16 protein-coding genes and 5 tRNA genes are annotated in these 19783 nt (G+C 33.8%); 1 reads left to right on the forward strand and 20 read right to left on the reverse strand.

The genetic code is table 11. From position 1 onward, the window contains the following. Positions 1 to 3 precede the first annotated feature (3 nt). On the reverse strand, positions 4 to 2376 hold the full coding sequence (locus tag ABHQ57_RS10495; RefSeq protein WP_253680760.1) for a heavy metal translocating P-type ATPase metal-binding domain-containing protein: 2373 nt from the start codon (positions 2374 to 2376) through the stop codon (positions 4 to 6). Between the two features lie 103 nt (positions 2377 to 2479). Between ABHQ57_RS10495 and ABHQ57_RS10500 the strand changes: the two genes are divergently transcribed. Then, positions 2480 to 3166 (forward strand): Crp/Fnr family transcriptional regulator, encoded by a 687-nt coding sequence (locus tag ABHQ57_RS10500; RefSeq protein ID WP_253680762.1) that lies wholly within the window; start codon positions 2480 to 2482, stop codon positions 3164 to 3166. Between the two features lie 33 nt (positions 3167 to 3199). On the opposite strand, the gene ABHQ57_RS10505 is transcribed toward ABHQ57_RS10500, so the two are convergent. The 19 genes from ABHQ57_RS10505 to ABHQ57_RS10595 form a co-directional block, all read right to left on the reverse strand. Then, positions 3200 to 3511 (reverse strand): DUF3467 domain-containing protein, encoded by a 312-nt coding sequence (locus tag ABHQ57_RS10505; RefSeq protein ID WP_047790111.1) that lies wholly within the window; start codon positions 3509 to 3511, stop codon positions 3200 to 3202. Positions 3512 to 3603: 92 nt separating this feature from the next. Then, positions 3604 to 7878 carry a DNA-directed RNA polymerase subunit beta' gene (gene rpoC, locus ABHQ57_RS10510; RefSeq protein WP_047790110.1) on the reverse strand — a complete coding sequence of 1425 codons (4275 nt, stop codon included), beginning with the start codon at positions 7876 to 7878 and terminating at the stop codon, positions 3604 to 3606. Between the two features lie 98 nt (positions 7879 to 7976). Continuing rightward, positions 7977 to 11786 carry a DNA-directed RNA polymerase subunit beta gene (gene rpoB, locus ABHQ57_RS10515; RefSeq protein WP_047790109.1) on the reverse strand — a complete coding sequence of 1270 codons (3810 nt, stop codon included), beginning with the start codon at positions 11784 to 11786 and terminating at the stop codon, positions 7977 to 7979. A 239-nt stretch (positions 11787 to 12025) separates the two neighbouring features. After that, positions 12026 to 12400, reverse strand: coding sequence for a 50S ribosomal protein L7/L12 (gene rplL, locus ABHQ57_RS10520; RefSeq protein WP_047790108.1), 375 nt, complete (start codon positions 12398 to 12400; stop codon positions 12026 to 12028). Between the two features lie 50 nt (positions 12401 to 12450). Next, positions 12451 to 12969, reverse strand: a complete 519-nt coding sequence (rplJ, locus tag ABHQ57_RS10525) for a 50S ribosomal protein L10 (RefSeq protein WP_047790107.1) — start codon at positions 12967 to 12969, stop codon at positions 12451 to 12453. 21 nt (positions 12970 to 12990) lie between these two features. Beyond that, the gene (gene rplA / locus ABHQ57_RS10530; protein WP_047790106.1) at positions 12991 to 13680 is read right to left on the reverse strand and encodes a 50S ribosomal protein L1; all 690 of its coding nucleotides are present in this window, start codon (positions 13678 to 13680) and stop codon (positions 12991 to 12993) included. A 20-nt stretch (positions 13681 to 13700) separates the two neighbouring features. Further along, positions 13701 to 14138, reverse strand: coding sequence for a 50S ribosomal protein L11 (gene rplK, locus ABHQ57_RS10535; protein WP_047790105.1), 438 nt, complete (start codon positions 14136 to 14138; stop codon positions 13701 to 13703). 64 nt (positions 14139 to 14202) lie between these two features. Beyond that, on the reverse strand, positions 14203 to 14751 hold the full coding sequence (nusG, locus tag ABHQ57_RS10540) for a transcription termination/antitermination protein NusG (protein ID WP_047790161.1): 549 nt from the start codon (positions 14749 to 14751) through the stop codon (positions 14203 to 14205). Between the two features lie 2 nt (positions 14752 to 14753). Beyond that, positions 14754 to 14945, reverse strand: a complete 192-nt coding sequence (gene secE / locus ABHQ57_RS10545) for a preprotein translocase subunit SecE (protein ID WP_073184511.1) — start codon at positions 14943 to 14945, stop codon at positions 14754 to 14756. Between the two features lie 52 nt (positions 14946 to 14997). Beyond that, positions 14998 to 15070 (reverse strand) — tRNA-Trp (locus ABHQ57_RS10550). 58 nt (positions 15071 to 15128) lie between these two features. Continuing rightward, entirely contained in the window at positions 15129 to 16316 is a 1188-nt protein-coding gene (gene tuf, locus ABHQ57_RS10555) for an elongation factor Tu (RefSeq protein WP_047790103.1), read from the reverse strand. 75 nt (positions 16317 to 16391) lie between these two features. Further along, a tRNA-Thr gene (locus ABHQ57_RS10560) sits at positions 16392 to 16464 on the reverse strand. A gap of 11 nt (positions 16465 to 16475) precedes the next feature. After that, positions 16476 to 16548 (reverse strand) — tRNA-Gly (locus ABHQ57_RS10565). A 21-nt stretch (positions 16549 to 16569) separates the two neighbouring features. Further along, a tRNA-Tyr gene (locus tag ABHQ57_RS10570) sits at positions 16570 to 16652 on the reverse strand. A 40-nt stretch (positions 16653 to 16692) separates the two neighbouring features. Further along, positions 16693 to 16766 (reverse strand) — tRNA-Thr (locus ABHQ57_RS10575). A 97-nt stretch (positions 16767 to 16863) separates the two neighbouring features. Further along, on the reverse strand, positions 16864 to 17172 hold the full coding sequence (gene hpf, locus ABHQ57_RS10580) for a ribosome hibernation-promoting factor, HPF/YfiA family (protein ID WP_047790102.1): 309 nt from the start codon (positions 17170 to 17172) through the stop codon (positions 16864 to 16866). 14 nt (positions 17173 to 17186) lie between these two features. Next, positions 17187 to 18074, reverse strand: a complete 888-nt coding sequence (locus ABHQ57_RS10585; protein WP_159613859.1) for a tyrosine-type recombinase/integrase — start codon at positions 18072 to 18074, stop codon at positions 17187 to 17189. An 82-nt stretch (positions 18075 to 18156) separates the two neighbouring features. Continuing rightward, entirely contained in the window at positions 18157 to 18354 is a 198-nt protein-coding gene (gene rpsU / locus ABHQ57_RS10590; RefSeq protein WP_028892869.1) for a 30S ribosomal protein S21, read from the reverse strand. Between the two features lie 234 nt (positions 18355 to 18588). Then, positions 18589 to 19755 carry an acyl-CoA dehydrogenase family protein gene (locus ABHQ57_RS10595; RefSeq protein ID WP_159493732.1) on the reverse strand — a complete coding sequence of 389 codons (1167 nt, stop codon included), beginning with the start codon at positions 19753 to 19755 and terminating at the stop codon, positions 18589 to 18591. Positions 19756 to 19783: the final 28 nt, after the last annotated feature.

Genomic DNA, 19783 nt, shown 5'->3' on the forward strand with positions numbered 1-19783 from the left:
TTTTTATTTTATTTTTCTACCTAAAATATTGGTAGCTATTGTTGTAAATACTACTACACTAATTGAACTCAACGGCATCAAAATAGCTGCTATTACTGGCATCAACTGCCCCGTTACCGCAAAATAAAGTCCAACAACATTATACATTAAAGATAATAAAAAACAATACTTAATAATTTTTATCGCTTTTTGCGATGCTCTTATATAGTTTCCTATTTCACTAAACTTTGTGGCATCTAAAATAGCATCGCAAGCAGGTGAAAACACATTGATATTTTCCGATAAAGCTATTCCTACATTGCTTTGAGCTAACGCTCCTGCATCATTTAATCCGTCACCAATCATCAATACACTTTTGTTTTTTTCTTGTAGTTCCTCTACATAATGTAGCTTATCTTGCGGTTTTTGATTGAATAAAAATGTTGTTTCTTTAGGTAATAACTCTTCTAAAAACTTCTTTTCCCCTTCATTATCTCCAGAAACTACAGATAATTCATATTTTTTATTTAAGCTTGATAACAGGTTTTCAACTCCTTTTCTATAAGCATTTTTAAACACAAACTTTCCTTTATACTTATCGTTAACACTAATATGAACAGAAGTATCAAAATTTAATCGTTCTTCTGCATTTTTTACAAAAGAAGACGAACCTATTTTTAATCTTGTTTGTTGATAATTTGTCTCAATTCCCTTTCCTACATATTCTTGGTAATTATCAACTGGTAACATTTCTTCTTCTAAAGAAGCATATAACATTCTACTTAGTGGATGATTTGAGGCTCTTAATGAGCTTTTTAATATCGCTTTTTGGAGTTTATTTAGATCTTCACCTTTATATGTTATCGTATTTTCTTTATTGGTGGTAAGCGTACCTGTTTTATCAAAAATAACTGAGTTTATAGCTGCTAATTGTTCTACTACTGTAGCATTCTTTAAATAAAATTTCTTTCTCCCAAAGATTCGTAGGATATTCCCTAAAGTAAACGGTGCTGCTAAGGCTATGGCACAAGGACATGCAATAATTAGTACTGACGTAAATACGTTTAATGCTACACTTGAATCATAGTATAACCAAAACGCTGTAGACAAAAACGCTATTAACAATACGATGATGGTAAAATTCTTACTGATTTTATCAGTTAGCGTTTTAAACGATGAATTTTTGTCTTTTTGAAATACATCATTACTCCACAACTGTGTTAAATAGCTTTGTGAAACCGAAGCTAGTACCTCCATCTCTATACTTCCTGACAGTTGCTTTCCTCCTGCAAATAATTTATCTCCTGACTTTTTATTTACAGGAATAGCCTCACCTGTAACAAAGCTGTAGTCTATTTTCGCTTCTCCATTAATTAAAATTCCATCAACAGGAATTAATTCTTGGTTTCTAATTAATAGTCTGTCTCCTTTATTGACATCATAGATTTGCGTGTTTTCTTCTTTTTTATCCGTAGTTATTCTTGTTACTGCAATTGGAAAGTACGATTTGTAATCGCGTTCGAATGACAAGAAATTATAAGTTTTTTGTTGAAAAAACTTCCCTAGTAATAAGAAGAACACTAGCCCTGTTAAACTATCAAAAAAGCCTGTCCCTAAATCCAACATAATCTCTGCTGTACTACGTACAAATAGCACTAAAATTCCAAGAGCAATAGGAACATCAATGTTTAAAATTTTAGAGCGAATTCCTTTGTATGCTGAAATAAAATAATCAACTCCAGCATAAAACACTACAGGTAACGAAAATATAAACATTAACCAACGGAAGATTCCTTTGTATTGCTCTAACCAATATTCTGATACTTCAAAATACTCCGGGAATGATAAAAACATAACATTTCCAAAAGCAAAACCTGCTATTCCTAGTTTATAAATTAAACTACGGTCTACCTTCTTTTTCCCTACCTCATAATCTTCAAGGCTTATGTAAGGTTCATAACCAATAGAACTTAATAGTAATACTATTTCTTTAAGTGATGTTTTTTCGGAATTGTAAGTAATTCGTACTGTTTTCTTTGGGAAATTAACTTGAGATGAAGATACAAACTCTTGTAGTTTGTGTAAGTTTTCTAATACCCAAATACATGAACTACAATGTATATGTGGAATGTATAAATTTACCACTTGTACATTACCATCGTTAAACTCTAATAGTTTATCTACAATGGATTCATTATCCAAGAAATCATATTTTCCTTGTATCTCTTCAGGTATTGCTCCTGGGTTGTTTTGAAAATCGTAATAACAAGTTAAATCGTTTTCTGAAAAAATTTCATAAACCGTTTTGCATCCATTACAACAGAAAAATTTATCTTCTTTTGTAATTGTTTTTGTGTCGCACTCGTTACCACAATGAAAACATGTTGTGCTTTCCATATTTACTCTTTTGCCTAGTACAAATGTCGGATAACATCTCAAATTAAAACATGATAATTGTCAGGTTTTCCGTATATTTGAGTAACAAAAAAAGGGCATATCTATGAGCAAGTGTGAGCAATGTATCATCAGAGAATTTAATTCTTTAAAGGCTTTAACAAAAGATGAATTGATAAGAATAACAGGATGTAAAACGTCTAAAAAAATAAAAAAAGGAGAAGTTCTCTTTGATGAAGGCGAATACATAAATGGTGTTTTTTGTGTTAAAGACGGTGTTTGTAAAGTGTCTAAAATGAGTGATAATGGTAGAGACCAAATTATTCATTTAATAAAAAAAGGAGATATTTTAGGAGAGCGAAGTTTGATTAACAATGAAGCTTCCAATTTAAAAGCTATTGCTGTTAATGATATGGAAGTATGTTTTATTCCTAAAGAAGAAATTATTAGAGATTTAGAAAACAACTCTAACTTTTCTATGGACATTTTAAAAAAAATGGCCAATTCTTTAAAGAAAGCAGATGATATTATAGTAGATATGGCTCAAAAAACCGTAAAACAACGTTTAGCTGCTACTCTTTTACTTTTAGACTCTAAGTTTAACAAGAACGAAAATGGCTCTATAAATATTAATTTATCTCGAGAAGATATGGCTAATATTATTGGAACAGCAACGGAAAGTGCTATTCGTTTACTTTCAGAGTTTAAAAAGAAAAAACTAATTGATTTAAAGGGTAAAGAAATTTTTATAACCGATTTAAAAGCTTTAAAAGAGCTTTCAGAAGGTTTTTAAAACAAAAAAATCGTCTATATAGACGATTTTTTTTTAAGCTTCCCCTGTGGTTCCACCAAAGTTCATTGGAATTGGTGGTTGCTCATAATCTTTTATTTCTCCATGTGCTTGTTCAAACTTACGAATATTGTCTGCTAACGCTTTTGACAAACGTTTAGCGTGTTGTGGAGTTAAAATAATTCTTGATTTTACTTTTGCCTTAGGAACTCCTGGCATAATATTAATAAAATCTACTATAAACTCAGAAACTGAATGGTTTATAATAGCTAAATTACTATACGTTCCTTCTGCTATTTCTTGGTCTAGCTCTATATTTAATTGCGGCTCTTTCTTATTATCTTCCATAATTAAGTCTCTTAATATGTTTTAGTTAAAAAAATAAGGGTTTAGAGTTCTAAGAACTCTAAACCCTTGATATTATTTATAAATTTAAGTTTTTATAAACTTTGTTCAATCTCATCCTTAGGTCCAACTACGATATCTTCGTAAGCTCTCATTCCTGTACCTGCTGGTATACGTTTACCAACAATTACGTTTTCTTTTAATCCTTCTAAGGTATCAATTTTACCATTTACAGCGGCTTCATTTAATACTTTAGTTGTTTCCTGGAATGATGCAGCTGAGATAAATGACTTCGTTTGTAACGATGCTCTTGTAATACCTTGTAATACTTGCTCAGCTGTTGCTGGTTGAGCATCACGTGCTACTACTAAGTTTTTATCTTCTCTACGTAATAAAGAGTTTTCATCTCTTAATTGACGAGCTGAAACTATTTGTCCTGGTTTCAAGTTAGCAGAATCTCCTGAGTCTTCAACAACTTTCATTCCGTAAATAGCGTCATTTTCTTTGATGAAATCCGTTTTATGAACTAATTGATTTTCTAAGAATAAAGTATCTCCTGAATCAATAATTCTAACTTTACGCATCATTTGACGTACTACTACTTCAAAGTGCTTGTCGTTAATTTTTACCCCTTGTAAACGGTATACTTCTTGGATCTCGTTTACTAAGTATTCTTGAACTGCTGAAGGTCCTTTGATATTTAAGATATCAATAGGAGTAATTGCTCCATCAGATAATGGCATTCCTGCTTTGATAAAGTCGTTTTCTTGAACTAAGATTTGATTAGATAACTTAATTAAGTATTTCTTAATCTCTCCTGTTTTAGATTCGATAATAATTTCACGGTTACCACGCTTAATCTTACCAAATGACACAACTCCATCAATTTGTGCTACTACAGCTGGGTTAGAAGGGTTACGCGCTTCGAATAACTCAGTTACACGTGGTAAACCTCCTGTAATATCTCCTGCTTTACCAGACTTACGAGGAATCTTAACTAATGTTTTACCTGTTTCTACTTTATCTCCATCATTTACCATTAAATGAGCTCCTACAGGTAAACTATACGAACGTAAAGCATTACCATCAGCATCTTCAATAATTAATGAAGGAATGATTTTTTTATTCTTAGAATCTGTTATTACTTTTTCTTGGAATCCTGTTTGTTCATCGACTTCTACAGAATAGTTAATTCCTTGTTCTAAATTGTCGAACTTAACTTTACCTCCAAATTCAGAAACAATAACTCCGTTAAATGGATCCCATTGACATACTGCATCTCCTTTCTTGATCGTCTTTCTTTCTTTATCAAAGATAATAGAACCGTAAGGAATTATGTTAGTACTTAATACGATGCCTGTTTTCTTATCAGTAATTTTAATTTCTGCAGTACGAGAAATTACGATATCTACTTCTTCGCCTGCTGAATCTTTACCTTTTACAGTACGTAAGTCATCAATAGTTACAGAACCGTCGAATTTTGCGATTAACTTATTGTCTTCAGAAATGTTTCCTGCTACCCCTCCAACGTGGAATGTACGTAATGTTAACTGTGTACCTGGTTCTCCAATAGACTGTGCAGCAATTACACCAACTGCTTCACCTCTTTGAACTTTTTGACCTGTTGATAAACTTTGTCCGTAACATTTCTCACAAATTCCTCTTTCAGATTCACATGTTAATGCTGAACGAACTTCAACTTTATCTACGCCTGATGCTTCAATTTTGTCAGCTAAAATTGGAGTAATCAACTCTCCTGCTTCAACTAATAATTCATCTGTAGTTGGAGCATAAACATCATATAATGCTGTACGTCCTGAAATTCTTTCACTTAAAGGTTCAACGATTTCATCGTTTTTCTTTAAGGCAGAAACTTCTAATCCTCTTAATGTACCACAATCTTCTTCGTTTACGATAACATCTTGAGATACGTCTACTAAACGACGTGTTAAATATCCTGCATCGGCTGTTTTTAATGCGGTATCGGCAAGTCCTTTACGTGCACCGTGCGTGGAGATAAAGTATTCTAAAATTGATAACCCTTCTTTAAAGTTCGATAAAATTGGGTTTTCAATAATTTCTCCACCTCCTGCGGTCGATTTTTTAGGTTTTGCCATTAATCCACGCATACCAGTTAACTGACGAATCTGCTCTTTCGATCCACGTGCTCCAGAATCTAACATCATAAACACTGAGTTAAATCCTTGCTGGTCTTCACGTAAACGCTTCATAGATAATTCAGTTAATCGGTTGTTGGTAGATCCCCAAACATCAATTACCTGATTATAACGTTCTTTTTGCGTTAACATACCCATGTTATAATTCATAACAATTCCATCCACTTCTTCGTTCGCTTCAGCAATCATGGTATGTTTTTCTTCCGGAATAATGATATCTCCTAATGAGAAAGATAAACCACCTTGGAAGGCAAATTTATACCCCATTCCTTTGATATCATCTAAGAACTTACCTATTGATGGAATATCTGTTACTTTTAGGATATTACCAATAATTCCACGTAATGATTTCTTTGTTAATACCTCATTAATATACCCTGCTTGTTCAGGTACCACTTCGTTAAATAATACTCTACCAACAGTAGTTTCTATTAATTGAGTTACTAACTCACCATTCTCGTTAAAGTCTTTAGTTCTTACTTTTATTCCAGCATTTAAGTCTACTTGCTCCTCATTATAAGCAATAGTTACTTCTTCTGGAGAATAGAAAGTTAACCCTTCACCTTTAATAGGTACTTCTGGAGTTGACTTTCTTTCTTTTGTCATATAATATAACCCTAAAACCATATCCTGAGATGGTACCGTAATTGGTGCTCCATTTGCAGGGTTTAAAACATTATGAGAAGCTAACATTAATAACTGTGCTTCTAAAATTGCTTCTGGTCCTAATGGTAAGTGAACCGCCATTTGATCCCCATCAAAATCGGCGTTAAATGCCGTACATACTAATGGGTGTAAACGAATTGCCTTTCCTTCAATTAATTTTGGTTGGAAAGCTTGAATACCTAAACGGTGTAAGGTAGGGGCACGGTTTAATAAAACAGGGTGTCCTTTAATTACATTTTCTAAGATATCCCAAACAACTGGTTCTTTTCTGTCAATTATTTTCTTTGCAGATTTAACTGTCTTAACAATTCCTCTTTCGATTAACTTACGAATAACGAAAGGTTTGTACAATTCAGCTGCCATATCTTTTGGCAATCCACATTCGTATAATTTTAATTCTGGTCCAACAACAATTACCGAACGTGCAGAGTAATCAACACGCTTACCTAATAAGTTTTGACGGAAACGTCCTTGCTTACCTTTTAAACTATCAGATAATGATTTTAATGGTCTGTTAGACTCTGTTTTTACAGCTGATGATTTACGTGTGTTATCAAATAATGAATCTACTGATTCTTGTAACATACGTTTTTCATTACGTAAAATTACTTCTGGTGCTTTAATTTCCATTAATCGTTTTAAACGATTGTTACGGATAATTACACGACGATATAAATCATTTAAGTCAGAAGTAGCAAAACGACCTCCATCTAATGGTACTAATGGACGTAATTCTGGTGGAATAACCGGAATTACCTTCATAATCATCCATTCTGGATTGTTTTCTCTATTTTTTTGAGAATCTCTGAATGCTTCTACAACATTTAGACGCTTTAATGCTTCATTTTTACGTTGCTTAGAAGTTTCAGTGTTTGCTTTATGACGCAATTGATATGATAACTCGTCTAAATCGATTCTTTCTAATAAATCAATTAAACACTCTGCACCCATTTTAGCGATAAACTTATTAGGGTCAGAATCTTCTAAATACATATTTTCTTGTGGAAGCTCATCTACGATATCTAAGTATTCTTCCTCAGTTAAGAAGTCCATTTTTTGTAATGGTTCTCCTTCGGCATTCTTAGCAATACCTGGTTGAATTACTACGTAACGTTCGTAGTAAATAATCATATCTAACTTCTTAGATGGTAACCCTAAAAGGTATCCCATTTTGTTAGGTAATGATCTAAAGTACCAAATATGTGCAACTGGTACTACTAAGTTAATATGACCTACTCTATCTCTACGTACTTTTTTCTCAGTAACTTCAACACCACAACGGTCACAAACGATACCTTTATATCGAATTCTTTTATATTTACCACACGCACACTCATAGTCTTTTACAGGACCAAAGATACGCTCACAAAACAATCCATCTCTTTCTGGTTTGTGTGTACGGTAGTTTATAGTTTCTGGTTTTAACACCTCTCCTTTAGAAGCCTCTAAAATAGACTCAGGTGATGCTAAACCTATTGAAATTTTGTTAAACTTCTTAACAGTGTATTTTTCGTTTTTTCTTGCCATGATAATGGATTCGAATTAAAAATAAATGTCTTATAATAAGACTGATATTGAAAAAATGATTTGCCTCAGAGCTTACACTCTGAGACATTTCACTGTGATTATTCTTCTAATTTAACGTCTAATCCTAAACCTTTAAGTTCGTGCATTAATACGTTAAATGATTCTGGTAAACCTGGTTCTGGCATTGCTTCTCCTTTAACGATAGACTCGTAAGTTTTTGCTCTACCTAATACATCATCAGACTTAACAGTTAAGATTTCTCGTAATATACTTGATGCACCATATGCTTCAAGTGCCCATACCTCCATCTCACCAAAACGCTGACCTCCAAACTGTGCTTTACCTCCTAATGGTTGCTGAGTAATTAATGAGTAAGGTCCAATAGAACGCGCGTGCATCTTATCTTCAATCATGTGACCTAACTTAATCATATAAATTACTCCTACCGTTGCAGGCTGATCGAAACGTTTACCTGTACCTCCATCATATAAATATGTGTGTCCGTAACGTGGTATTCCTGCTTCATCAGTTAAAGCATTGATTTGATCAATTTTTGCACCATCAAAAATTGGTGTTGCATACTTTTGACCTAATTTTTGACCTGCCCATCCAAGAACAGTTTCATAAATCTGACCAATGTTCATACGAGATGGTACCCCTAATGGGTTTAATACGATATCTACTGGTGTTCCGTCTTCTAAGAAAGGCATATCTTCTTGACGTACAATACGTGCAACAATACCTTTGTTTCCGTGACGTCCTGCCATCTTATCTCCTACTTTTAATTTACGTTTCTTAGCTACATAAATTTTAGCAAGTTTTAAGATACCTGCTGGTAATTCGTCTCCTACAGAGATTGTAAATTTCTCACGACGTAAAACTCCTTGTAGGTCGTTTACTTTAATCTTGTAATTGTGAACTAATTCTACAACTAATTGATTTAAGTCTTTATCAGTAGTCCAAGTTCCACTTAAATGTGTAAAGTCTTCTACAGAGTTTAACATTTTTTGTGTAAACTTTTTACCTTTTGGCAACACTTCTTCTCCTAAGTCGTTATACACTCCTTGAGAAGTTTTTCCTGATACTAAGTTGAATAACTTTTCAACTAAAACATCTTTTAATTCTTCAAACTTAGACACATAAGATGCTTCTAAAGCTGCTATTGCTTCTTTATCACGAGCACGCTTATTCTTATCTTTTACTGCGCGTTTGAATAATTTTTTGTTAATTACAACTCCTCTTAATGATGGAGACGCTTTTAATGATGCATCTTTTACATCTCCTGCTTTATCACCAAAGATAGCACGTAATAACTTTTCTTCTGGAGTAGGGTCAGATTCTCCTTTTGGTGTAATTTTACCAATTAAAATATCACCAGGATTTACTTCTGCTCCAATACGAATCATTCCATTTTCATCTAAGTCTTTTGTAGCCTCTTCAGAAACATTAGGAATATCGTTTGTTAATTCTTCAGCTCCTAATTTAGTATCACGAACATCTAATGAATATTCATCAATATGAATAGAAGTAAAGATATCTTCACGAACTACTTTTTCAGAAATCACAATCGCATCCTCAAAGTTATACCCTTTCCAAGGCATAAAGGCTACTTTCATGTTTCTACCTAAAGCTAATTCTCCTTTTTGTGTTGCATATCCTTCACAAAGTACTTGACCTTCTTCAACTCTATCACCTACTTTTACAATCGGTTTTAAGTTGATATTAGTACCTTGGTTTGTTTTTCTAAACTTAATTAAGTCGTACGACACTTCATCAGAATCAAAGCTAACCATGCGCTCTTCTTCTGTCCTATCGTACTTAATTGTTATTTTATTGGCGTCTACATATTCTACAACTCCTGCTCCTTCAGCATTGATTAAGATACGAGAATCTTTTGCTACTCTACGTTCTAAACCAGTACCAACAATTGGAGACTCTGGACGTAATAATGGAACTGCTTGACGCATCATGTTCGATCCCATCAGTGCACGGTTCGCATCATCATGCTCTAAGAAAGGAATTAATGATGCCGAAATCGAAGCAATTTGATTAGGAGCAACGTCCATATAATTAATTGCTTCAGGGTTTTCCACTGGAAAATCTCCTTCTTCACGTGCAATAACTCTTTCGCTCTCTATTTTACCATCATTTGCTACTGGTAAATTAGATTGAGCAATTTTCATTCCTTCTTCTTCTTCTGCTGATAAATAAATTGGTTCTTCAGAAGAGACTGAACCATTATCTACCTTTTTGTATGGAGTTTCAATGAATCCCATATTATTTACTTTAGCATAAACCGCTAAAGAAGAAATAAGTCCAATGTTTGGTCCTTCAGGTGTTTCAATCGGACATAAACGACCATAATGCGTATAGTGAACGTCACGAACCTCGAAACCTGCTCTTTCACGTGATAAACCTCCAGGTCCTAAAGCTGATAAACGACGCTTATGAGTAATCTCTGCTAATGGATTTGTTTGATCCATAAATTGAGATAACTGGTTGGTACCAAAGAAAGAGTTAATTACTGAAGATAACGTCTTAGCGTTAATTAAGTCGATTGGAGTAAACACCTCATTATCACGAACATTCATTCTCTCACGAATAGTACGTGCCATACGAGCTAAACCTACACCAAATTGACCTGCTAATTGCTCACCAACAGTTCTAACACGACGATTAGATAAGTGATCAATATCATCTACTTCAGCCTTTGAATTGATTAATTCAATTAAGTACTTAATGATTGTAATGATATCATTCTTAGTTAATACTTTTTGATCTAAATCTTCATTTAACTGAAGTTTAGTATTCATTCTAAAACGTCCTACTTCACCTAAACTATAACGTTGCTCTGAGAAGAATAATTTTTCAATAATACCTCTTGCAGTTTCCTCATCTGGCGGTTCAGCATTACGTAATTGTCTATATACATGCTCTACAGCTTCCTTTTCAGAGTTTGTAGGGTCTTTTTGTAATGTATTGTGAATGATGGCATAATCTGCTTGCTGATTGTCTTCTTTATGTAACAAGACTGTTTTTGCACCTGCTTCAATTATTTCATCAATATGTTCTTTTTCTATAATAGTATCACGGTCGAAAATGATTTCGTTACGCTCAATAGAAACAACTTCTCCTGTATCTTCATCTACGAAATCTTCATGCCAAGTTTTTAATACTCTTGCTGCTAATTTACGCCCTAATACTTTCTTTAATCCAGCTTTAGAAACTTTTACTTCTTCAGCTAAATCAAAAATCTCTAAAATATCTTTATCTCTTTCAAAACCTATGGCTCTGAATAACGTTGTTACTGGTAATTTTTTCTTTCTATCAATATAAGCATACATTACTTGATTGATATCGGTAGCAAATTCAATCCAAGAACCTTTGAATGGAATTACTCTTGCAGAGTATAACTTGGTTCCATTAGCGTGGAAAGATTGCCCAAAGAATACACCTGGTGAACGGTGTAATTGTGACACTACAACTCTTTCTGCACCATTAATAATAAAGGTACCAGAGTTTGTCATATAAGGAATTGTACCTAAATACACATCTTGAACGATTGTTTCGAAATCTTCGTGTTCTGGGTCAGTACAATATAATTTTAAACGTGCTTTTAGAGGTACACTGTGAGTTAATCCACGCTCGATACATTCTTGAATGCTATACCTTGGAGGATCTACAAAGTAGTCTAAAAATTCTAATACAAATTGATTACGTGTATCTGTAATCGGGAAGTTATCCATGAAAGTTTTATACAAACCTTCTTCTCCTCGCTCTTCAGCTTTAGTTTGCAATTGGAAGAAATCTTGAAAAGACTTCACCTGAATATCTAAAAAGTCTGGATAATCAGCTCCTAACTGCGATGACGCGAAGTTAATTCTTTCAGTAGTATTTATCGTTGCCAAAAGAGATGCTATTTTTAATTAAAAATATTATTTTTGAAACTTAATTGTTTCAATACTGCAATTTTAATTGCTCTTACTGATTAAAAATCAGCACTTTATAATCGTAAATTCACAAATACAAAAAATGTGAAAAATAAAGAACGAATATATACACAAAATGGTTTAGGCCTAAAAACATGAGTCTTTAGTACCTAAACCTTTATTGTTTTTTCCCGTTTTCTATAATTCGGGAGTATAGCTTACTTAAGCTCTACCTCAGCTCCTGCTTCTTCTAAAGACTTTTTAAGACCTTCAGCCTCATCTTTAGATACACCTTCTTTGATTGGTGCTGGTGCGCTATCTACAATACCTTTAGCTTCTTTTAATCCTAATCCAGTTAATTCTTTAACTAATTTTACAACTGCTAATTTAGATCCTCCAGCTGCTTTTAAGATTACATCAAACTCAGTTTTCTCTTCTGCTGCATCTCCACCACCTGCTGCTGGTCCTGCTACTGCTACTGCTGCTGCTGCTGGCTCAATACCATACTCTTCTTTTAAAATATCAGCTAATTCATTAACTTCTTTTACTGTTAAGTTAACTAATTGTTCTGCGAAATCTTTTAAATCTGCCATTTTAATTGTTTTTTAAAAATTTTATTTATTTAGTTTATTAGTGCGCGAAATTATTTTTCTGATAATGTCTTTAAGATACCTGATAATTTACCTCCACCTGACTGTAATGCTGAAACAACATTCTTAGCAGGAGATTGTAATAAGGTGATAATATCTCCAATAAGTTCTTCTCTAGATTTGATGTTTACAAGAGCATCTAATTGGTCATCTCCAATATAAACTGCCTCTTCTACATACGCTCCTTTTAATAAAGGACGATCTTTTGATTTTTTTCTGAACTCTTTGATAACTTTTGCTGGTGCATTTGCTGCTTCAGCAATTAACATTGAAGTGTTACCTTTTAATACCTCTGGTAATTCTCCGAAATCTTTATCAGAAGCTTCCATTGCTTTTGAAAGCAATGTGTTTTTAACAACAGCCAATTGTACGTTCGCTTTAAAACATGCTCTACGTAAGTTAGATGTAGTAGCTGCATCTAAACCAGAAATATCTGCTAAATAGATCGTGCTAGTATCTGCTAATTGTGCTGTTAAATCTTGTATTACTTGTGATTTTTCCTCTCTAGTCATAATTAAAAAGTTTTAACTGCCTTACGATACTGTTTTAACATCTACAGCTACACTAGGACTCATAGTAGAAGACATAAAAATACTTTTAATATAAGTTCCTTTAGCCGCTGTTGGCTTTAATTTAATTAATGTTTGAATTAACTCGTTTGCATTTTCTTCAATCTTTGCAGCATCAAAAGATGCTTTTCCGATTGCAGCATGTACAATACCAGTTTTATCTACTTTAAAGTCGATTTTACCTGCTTTTACTTCTTGTACTGCTTTTGCAACATCCATAGTTACTGTACCAGTTTTAGGGTTAGGCATTAATCCACGAGGACCTAATACACGTCCTAAAGGACCTAATTTACCCATAACACTTGGCATAGTAATAATAACGTCAACATCAGTCCAACCTCCTTTAATTTTTTGAAGGTATTCATCTAATCCAACGTAATCAGCACCAGCTTCTTTAGCTTCCGCTTCTTTATCTGGAGTAACTAATGCTAAAACTTTTACATCTTTACCAGTTCCGTGAGGTAATGTTACAACACCACGAACCATTTGATTAGCTTTACGAGGATCTACTCCTAAACGTACTGCTAAATCTACAGATGCGTCAAACTTTACATTTGTAATCTCTTTAACTAATGCTGATGCATCTTGTAAGCTATAAACTTTAGAGCTATCTACTTTAGCACGAGCTTCTTTTTGCTTTCTAGTAATTGCCATTTCTAAATATCTTTTAAAGTTTAAGCAGGTGCATCACCTGTTACTGTTAATCCCATAGAACGAGCTGTTCCAGCAATCATTCTCATTGCAGACTCTACTTCAAAGGCATTCATATCTACCATTTTGTCTTCTGCAATTCCACGAATTTGATCCCAAGAAACGCTTGCTACTTTTTTCCTATTAGGTTCTCCTGAACCTTTCTTAATTTTGGCCGCTTCTAATAACTGTACTGCAGCTGGTGGAGTTTTTACAACAAACTCAAATGATTTGTCTGTATAAACTGTAATAACAACAGGTAATACTTTACCTTGTTTGTCCTGTGTACGAGCATTAAACTGCTTACAGAACTCCATGATGTTAACACCGGCAGCACCTAAAGCGGGTCCAACTGGTGGCGACGGATTCGCTGCACCTCCCCTAACTTGTAGTTTAACTAATTTACTTACTTCTTTTGCCATTGTTTAAGATTTAACGATGTGTTTAAATTGGAAGCTTAAACCCATCAAAATATAGGTGTAACAATTATATTTTCTCTACTTGCATATAGTTTAACTCTAATGGAGTTTTTCTTCCGAAAATCTTTACCATTACTTCTAACTTACGCTTTTCTTCATTTACCTTTTCAACAGTTCCATCAAACCCATTGAAAGGACCATCAATTACTTTTACAGTTTCTCCAACTGAATAAGGAATTGCAATATTTTCATCTTTAACAGAAAGTTCATCAACTTTACCTAACATTCTGTTTACTTCTGATTTACGCATTGGTACAGGGTCACCTCCTTTTGTTTCTCCTAAGAAACCAATAACACCTGTTACTGATTTAATTACGTGAGGAACTTCCCCTGCTAAATTAGCCTCAACCATTACATAACCAGGAAAGTAAACTCTTTCTCTGTTTATTTTCTTTCCGTTTCTTACTTGAATAACTTTTTCTGTAGGAACAATTACTTGGTTCACAAAATCAGACAACCCATGACGAGCAATTTCAGTCTCAATGTAAGTTTTCACTTTATTTTCTTGACCTCCAATAGCTCTTACCACATACCACTTCATCACCGAATCAGCCATCATTAAAACATTTTAAAGAAGTTATCTAACCCTGTTTGAAAAACCTTATCTATCCCCGCTACAGCTAAAGCAAATACAATTGTAAATGCTGCAACTACTACAGTAGACTTTTGAGCTTCTTCACGAGAAATCCAAGTCATGTTGGTATTTAATTCTTCAAAAGAATCTTTAATGTATTGTATAAAGTTACTCATATTTTATCCTTTTAACGAGTTGCAGTTTTCACCACAACTCGTTTTAGTTTTGCACGGGTTGAGAGGCTCGAACTCCCGACACCTGGTTTTGGAGACCAGTGCTCTACCAACTGAGCTAAACCCGTATTTTAAAGGAGTCTCTCTTTAAAAAGAGACTCCTTATACTTTATTATTAAACTATAATTAGTCTAAGATTTCAGTTACCTGACCAGCTCCTACTGTTCTACCTCCCTCACGGATTGCGAACTGTAAACCTGTGTTTAATGCGATAGGTTGGATTAAGTCAACAGTAATAGTTAGGTTATCACCTGGCATTACCATTTCAACTCCTTCTGGTAAGTTAATATTACCTGTTACGTCAGTTGTACGTACGTAGAACTGTGGACGGTAGTTGTTGTGGAATGGAGTGTGACGTCCACCTTCTTCTTTCTTTAAGATATACACCTCAGCTTTAAACTTAGCGTGTGGAGTAATAGAACCTGGCTTACAGATTACCATTCCTCTCTTAATTTGAGTCTTTTCAATACCTCTTAATAAGATACCCGCGTTATCTCCTGCCTCACCTCTATCTAAGATTTGACGGAACATCTCGATACCAGTTACAGTAGATGTTAATTTTTCATCTCCCATACCGATAATCTCAACAGGGTCTCCTGTATTAATGATACCAGTTTCGATACGTCCAGTTGCTACTGTACCACGACCAGTAATAGAGAATACATCCTCGATTGGCATTAAGAAATCTTTTTCAGTATCTCTTGGTGGCTCTTCGATCCAAGTATCAACAGCTTCCATTAACTCTAATACTGTATCAACCCACTTTTGCTCTCCGTTTAATGCACCTAAAGCAGAACCAGAAACTACAGGACCATTATCTCCATCATACTCATAGAAAGATAATAAATCTCTCACTTCCATTTCTACTAACTCTAATAACTCTTCGTCATCAACCATATCAACTTTGTTTAAGAAAACAACGATACGTGGAATACCTACCTGACGACCTAATAAGATGTGCTCACGAGTTTGTGGCATTGGACCATCAGTAGCAGCTACTACTAAGATAGCTCCATCCATTTGTGCAGCACCAGTTACCATGTTCTTTACGTAATCGGCGTGACCTGGACAGTCAACGTGCGCGTAGTGACGGTTAGCTGTTGCATACTCTACGTGAGAAGAGTTAATTGTGATACCTCTTTCTTTTTCTTCTGGAGCGTTATCGATTTGATCAAAAGCTCTCTGCTCAGAAAATCCAGCATCTGCTAATACTTTAGTAATTGCAGCAGTTAAAGTAGTTTTACCGTGATCTACGTGACCAATAGTACCTACGTTTAAGTGCGGTTTCGAACGATCATAAGTTCCTTTTGCCATGATTATTAATTTTAATTCTTAGTTAAATATATTTAGTGTTATTTTTAAACTCTTGTCAAATAAACTCTAAAATAGAGCCAACAACGGGATTTGAACCCGTGACCTCATCCCTACCAAGGATGCGCTCTACCAACTGAGCTATGTCGGCAACGAATTTAGAGCGGGAGACCAGGTTCGAACTGGCGACATTCAGCTTGGAAGGCTGACGCTCTACCAACTGAGCTACTCCCGCAATAAAATTTCATTAAGATAGTGGGGAGAGCAGGATTCGAACCTGCGAAGTCGTAAGACAACGGAGTTACAGTCCGTCCCATTTGGCCGCTCTGGAATCTCCCCTAAACCTTAAATAATATTTTAATGAACTTTTATTTTTTAGAGCCGATGGAGGGACTCGAACCCACGACCTGCTGATTACAAATCAGCTGCTCTAGCCAGCTGAGCTACATCGGCTTTTGTTATAAAAAAACAATCCGCTATTTCTAACGGACTGCAAATGTAAAAAGTAATTTTTAATTTTTAAAACTTTTTTAATTATTTTTTATCGTTTTTATGAGACTAAGGCATCCTTTGATTTTTCTTTTGATTTTTGCAACTGTCTTTTTAAAGATTCTACAGACACACTAATACCTTCCTCAAAGGTCTTAGTTTGCTTTTTCACCATTAATTCGCTTCCTGGTATATTAATTTTTACTTCAGTTATTTTATTCTCCTTTTCACTCGTTTTTTGCACTTTTAAAAACACTTCTGCATCAACGATCTTATCATGAAACTTCTCTAATCCTCCTATTTTTTTCTCAATGAAATCTATTAATTTTTGGTCTGCTGAGAAATTTACTGATTGTGTGAATACCTTCATAATTCTTCGATCTTTTAATTTGACCCTCTAGGGTGAGTCTTGTTATACACTTTTTTTATTTGCTCCAAGCTATTGTGCGTATAAACTTGGGTAGAGGCTAAACTTGAATGCCCTAGTAATTCTTTAACCGAATTTAACGACGCACCGTTGTTAAGTAAATGTGTAGCAAAAGCATGCCTTAATATATGTGGACTTTTTTTTGCTTTTGTTGACACTCTACTAAAGTACAAATTTATTATTCGGTAAACAAGGGTTTCATAAATTTTAACGCCTTTTTTAGTCACTAAAAGCACCTCTAAATCTACATCCTCAATTCCTCTTTTTTGTCTTAAATATTCTTGTAAAGTTTTATACACTGACGGCAAGATCGTTACATACCTTTCTTTATTTCTTTTCCCTAATACTTTTATTGTTCTACTAGTATGATCTATATCTTTTTCTTTAACATTTATCAACTCAATCCTTCTCATTCCAGTTGAATACAACATTTCCACAATCAACCTATCTCTTACTGATTCAAAATCTGATCTCTCTTTTATTAGTTTTAAAACTTCTTCTACTTCATTTTGATCAAAGGGAGTTTGTATTTTTTTTTGAACTTTTAGCGCCTTATGATTTGAAAGCGGATTCACTGTTACTTCCCCTATTTTTTGCAGAAACTTATAAAAGGTCTTTAAAGAGCTTACTTTTCTATTTACGCTTCTATTTGATATATTATCATTTACCAAACTAACAATCCATGTTCTAATTTGGTTATAATGAATACTCTCTAAATCCTCTTGATCAAACTCAACCTCACAAAAATCTTTAAACGCTATTAAATCCGTTTTATATGCTTGAATTGTGTTTTTTGAATACTTTTTCTCAAACTCTAAATACTCTAAAAAAGCTTTTATTAGCATTATCTATCTTATTTATTAATTGAAGATACAAAAAAAACCTGTATTGATATCAATACAGGTTTTTCACTTTTTAGGATGATTACTATCCTACTTCTTCTTGAGTTCTTAATCTCTGAACATAAGATGCTTTAATCATTTGAGCTCGTTTTGCCACAGATGGCTTAGTAAACTGCTTTCTGTTACGTAATTGCTTCATCGTTTTTGTACGATCAAATTTACGTTTATAACGTTTTAACGCTCTATCGATATTCTCTCCTTCTTTAACTGGAATGATTAACATATTTTTGCACCTCCTTTCATCGTAGTTTCTATATCTTTAAAAATTGACAACGTTCAGTATATCAATTAATTATATTATTTTATTTCATTTTTGGACGGCAAAGATACAAAGTATTCTTTAAAAACACACTATTTTATTTCTTTTTAGTTTAAAAATGAGGCAAATAAAAATCCTGCTTTCACAGGATTTTTACTTAAATATTTATCAAGAATCATTTTTACAAAATAGGAGGCATTAGGTAGCTGGTCTATATTCTTTCTTATCTATTACCATTTTTGCAATAATTTCTTTCAATATTTCTGAAGTACCTCCCCCTATCGGTCCTAATCGACTGTCACGTAATAAACGTGCCATTGGATACTCTTCCATATAACCATAACCTCCTAGTAACTGTAAAGCATCGTATATAACCTCATCTGCCATTTTAGTAGACAATAGCTTACTCATACTTGCTTCTTTTACCACATAAATACCATCATTTAATCGTTTTGCAATGGAATAGTTATATTCTCTACACATATCTACTCTACTGGCCATTTCTGCTACTTTATGACGTAAAGCTTGAAATTTATCTAATGTTTTTCCAAAAGCTTCACGTTCACTCATATATTGTACTACATAATCAACAGCATATTCCGCACGCGCATGAGCATTGATTCCCATTACTAATCTTTCTAAAGCAAAGTGTTGCATTATATATGGAAATCCTTTTCCTTCTTCCCCCATTAAGTTTTCAGCAGGTATTACCACATTATCAAAAGCTATTTCAGCAGTATCTGAAGCTCTCCATCCTAATTTATCTAACTTAGTTGACGATATTCCTGGAGTATCTCTATCAACTATAAAAATACTCATTCCTTTATGTTTATCATCAGGGTTAGTTTTAGCTGCTACTACTAAGTAATCAGAATATACTCCATTTGTGATAAACGTTTTAGATCCATTAATCACATATGAATCTCCTTTTTTTATTGCTGTAGTACGCATTCCTGCTACATCACTTCCTCCAAAAGGTTCTGTAATACATAAACACCCTATTTTATCTCCTTCTATACTTGGTGTTAAATATTCATTCTTAATTCGATCATCTCCTTCTTTATTTACATGTGTCATTGCTAAATAAGCATGTGCCCACATATTAGCTGCAAAACCTCCTGAGTTTATTTTTTGTAGTTCTTCTAAAAAAATAACTGTATAAAAAAGATCTAAACCTAATCCTCCATATTCTTCAGGTTGATTTAAACCAAAGTATCCCATTTCACCGAACTTCTTCCAGATAAAACGCTCTACCGTACCTTCTTTCTCCCATTTATCTATATGAGGAACTACCTCTTTTTGTAAAAAATCTCTAAAACTCTGACGAAAGGCTTCATGCTCTTCGGTAAAGTACATACTATTCATAGTGGTTTGTTTATTAAATTTTGTTGCT

The sequence above is a fragment of the Tenacibaculum sp. ZH5_bin.1 genome, assembly GCF_042865525.1.
Classification (GTDB): Bacteria; Bacteroidota; Bacteroidia; order Flavobacteriales; family Flavobacteriaceae; genus Polaribacter; species Polaribacter mesophilus.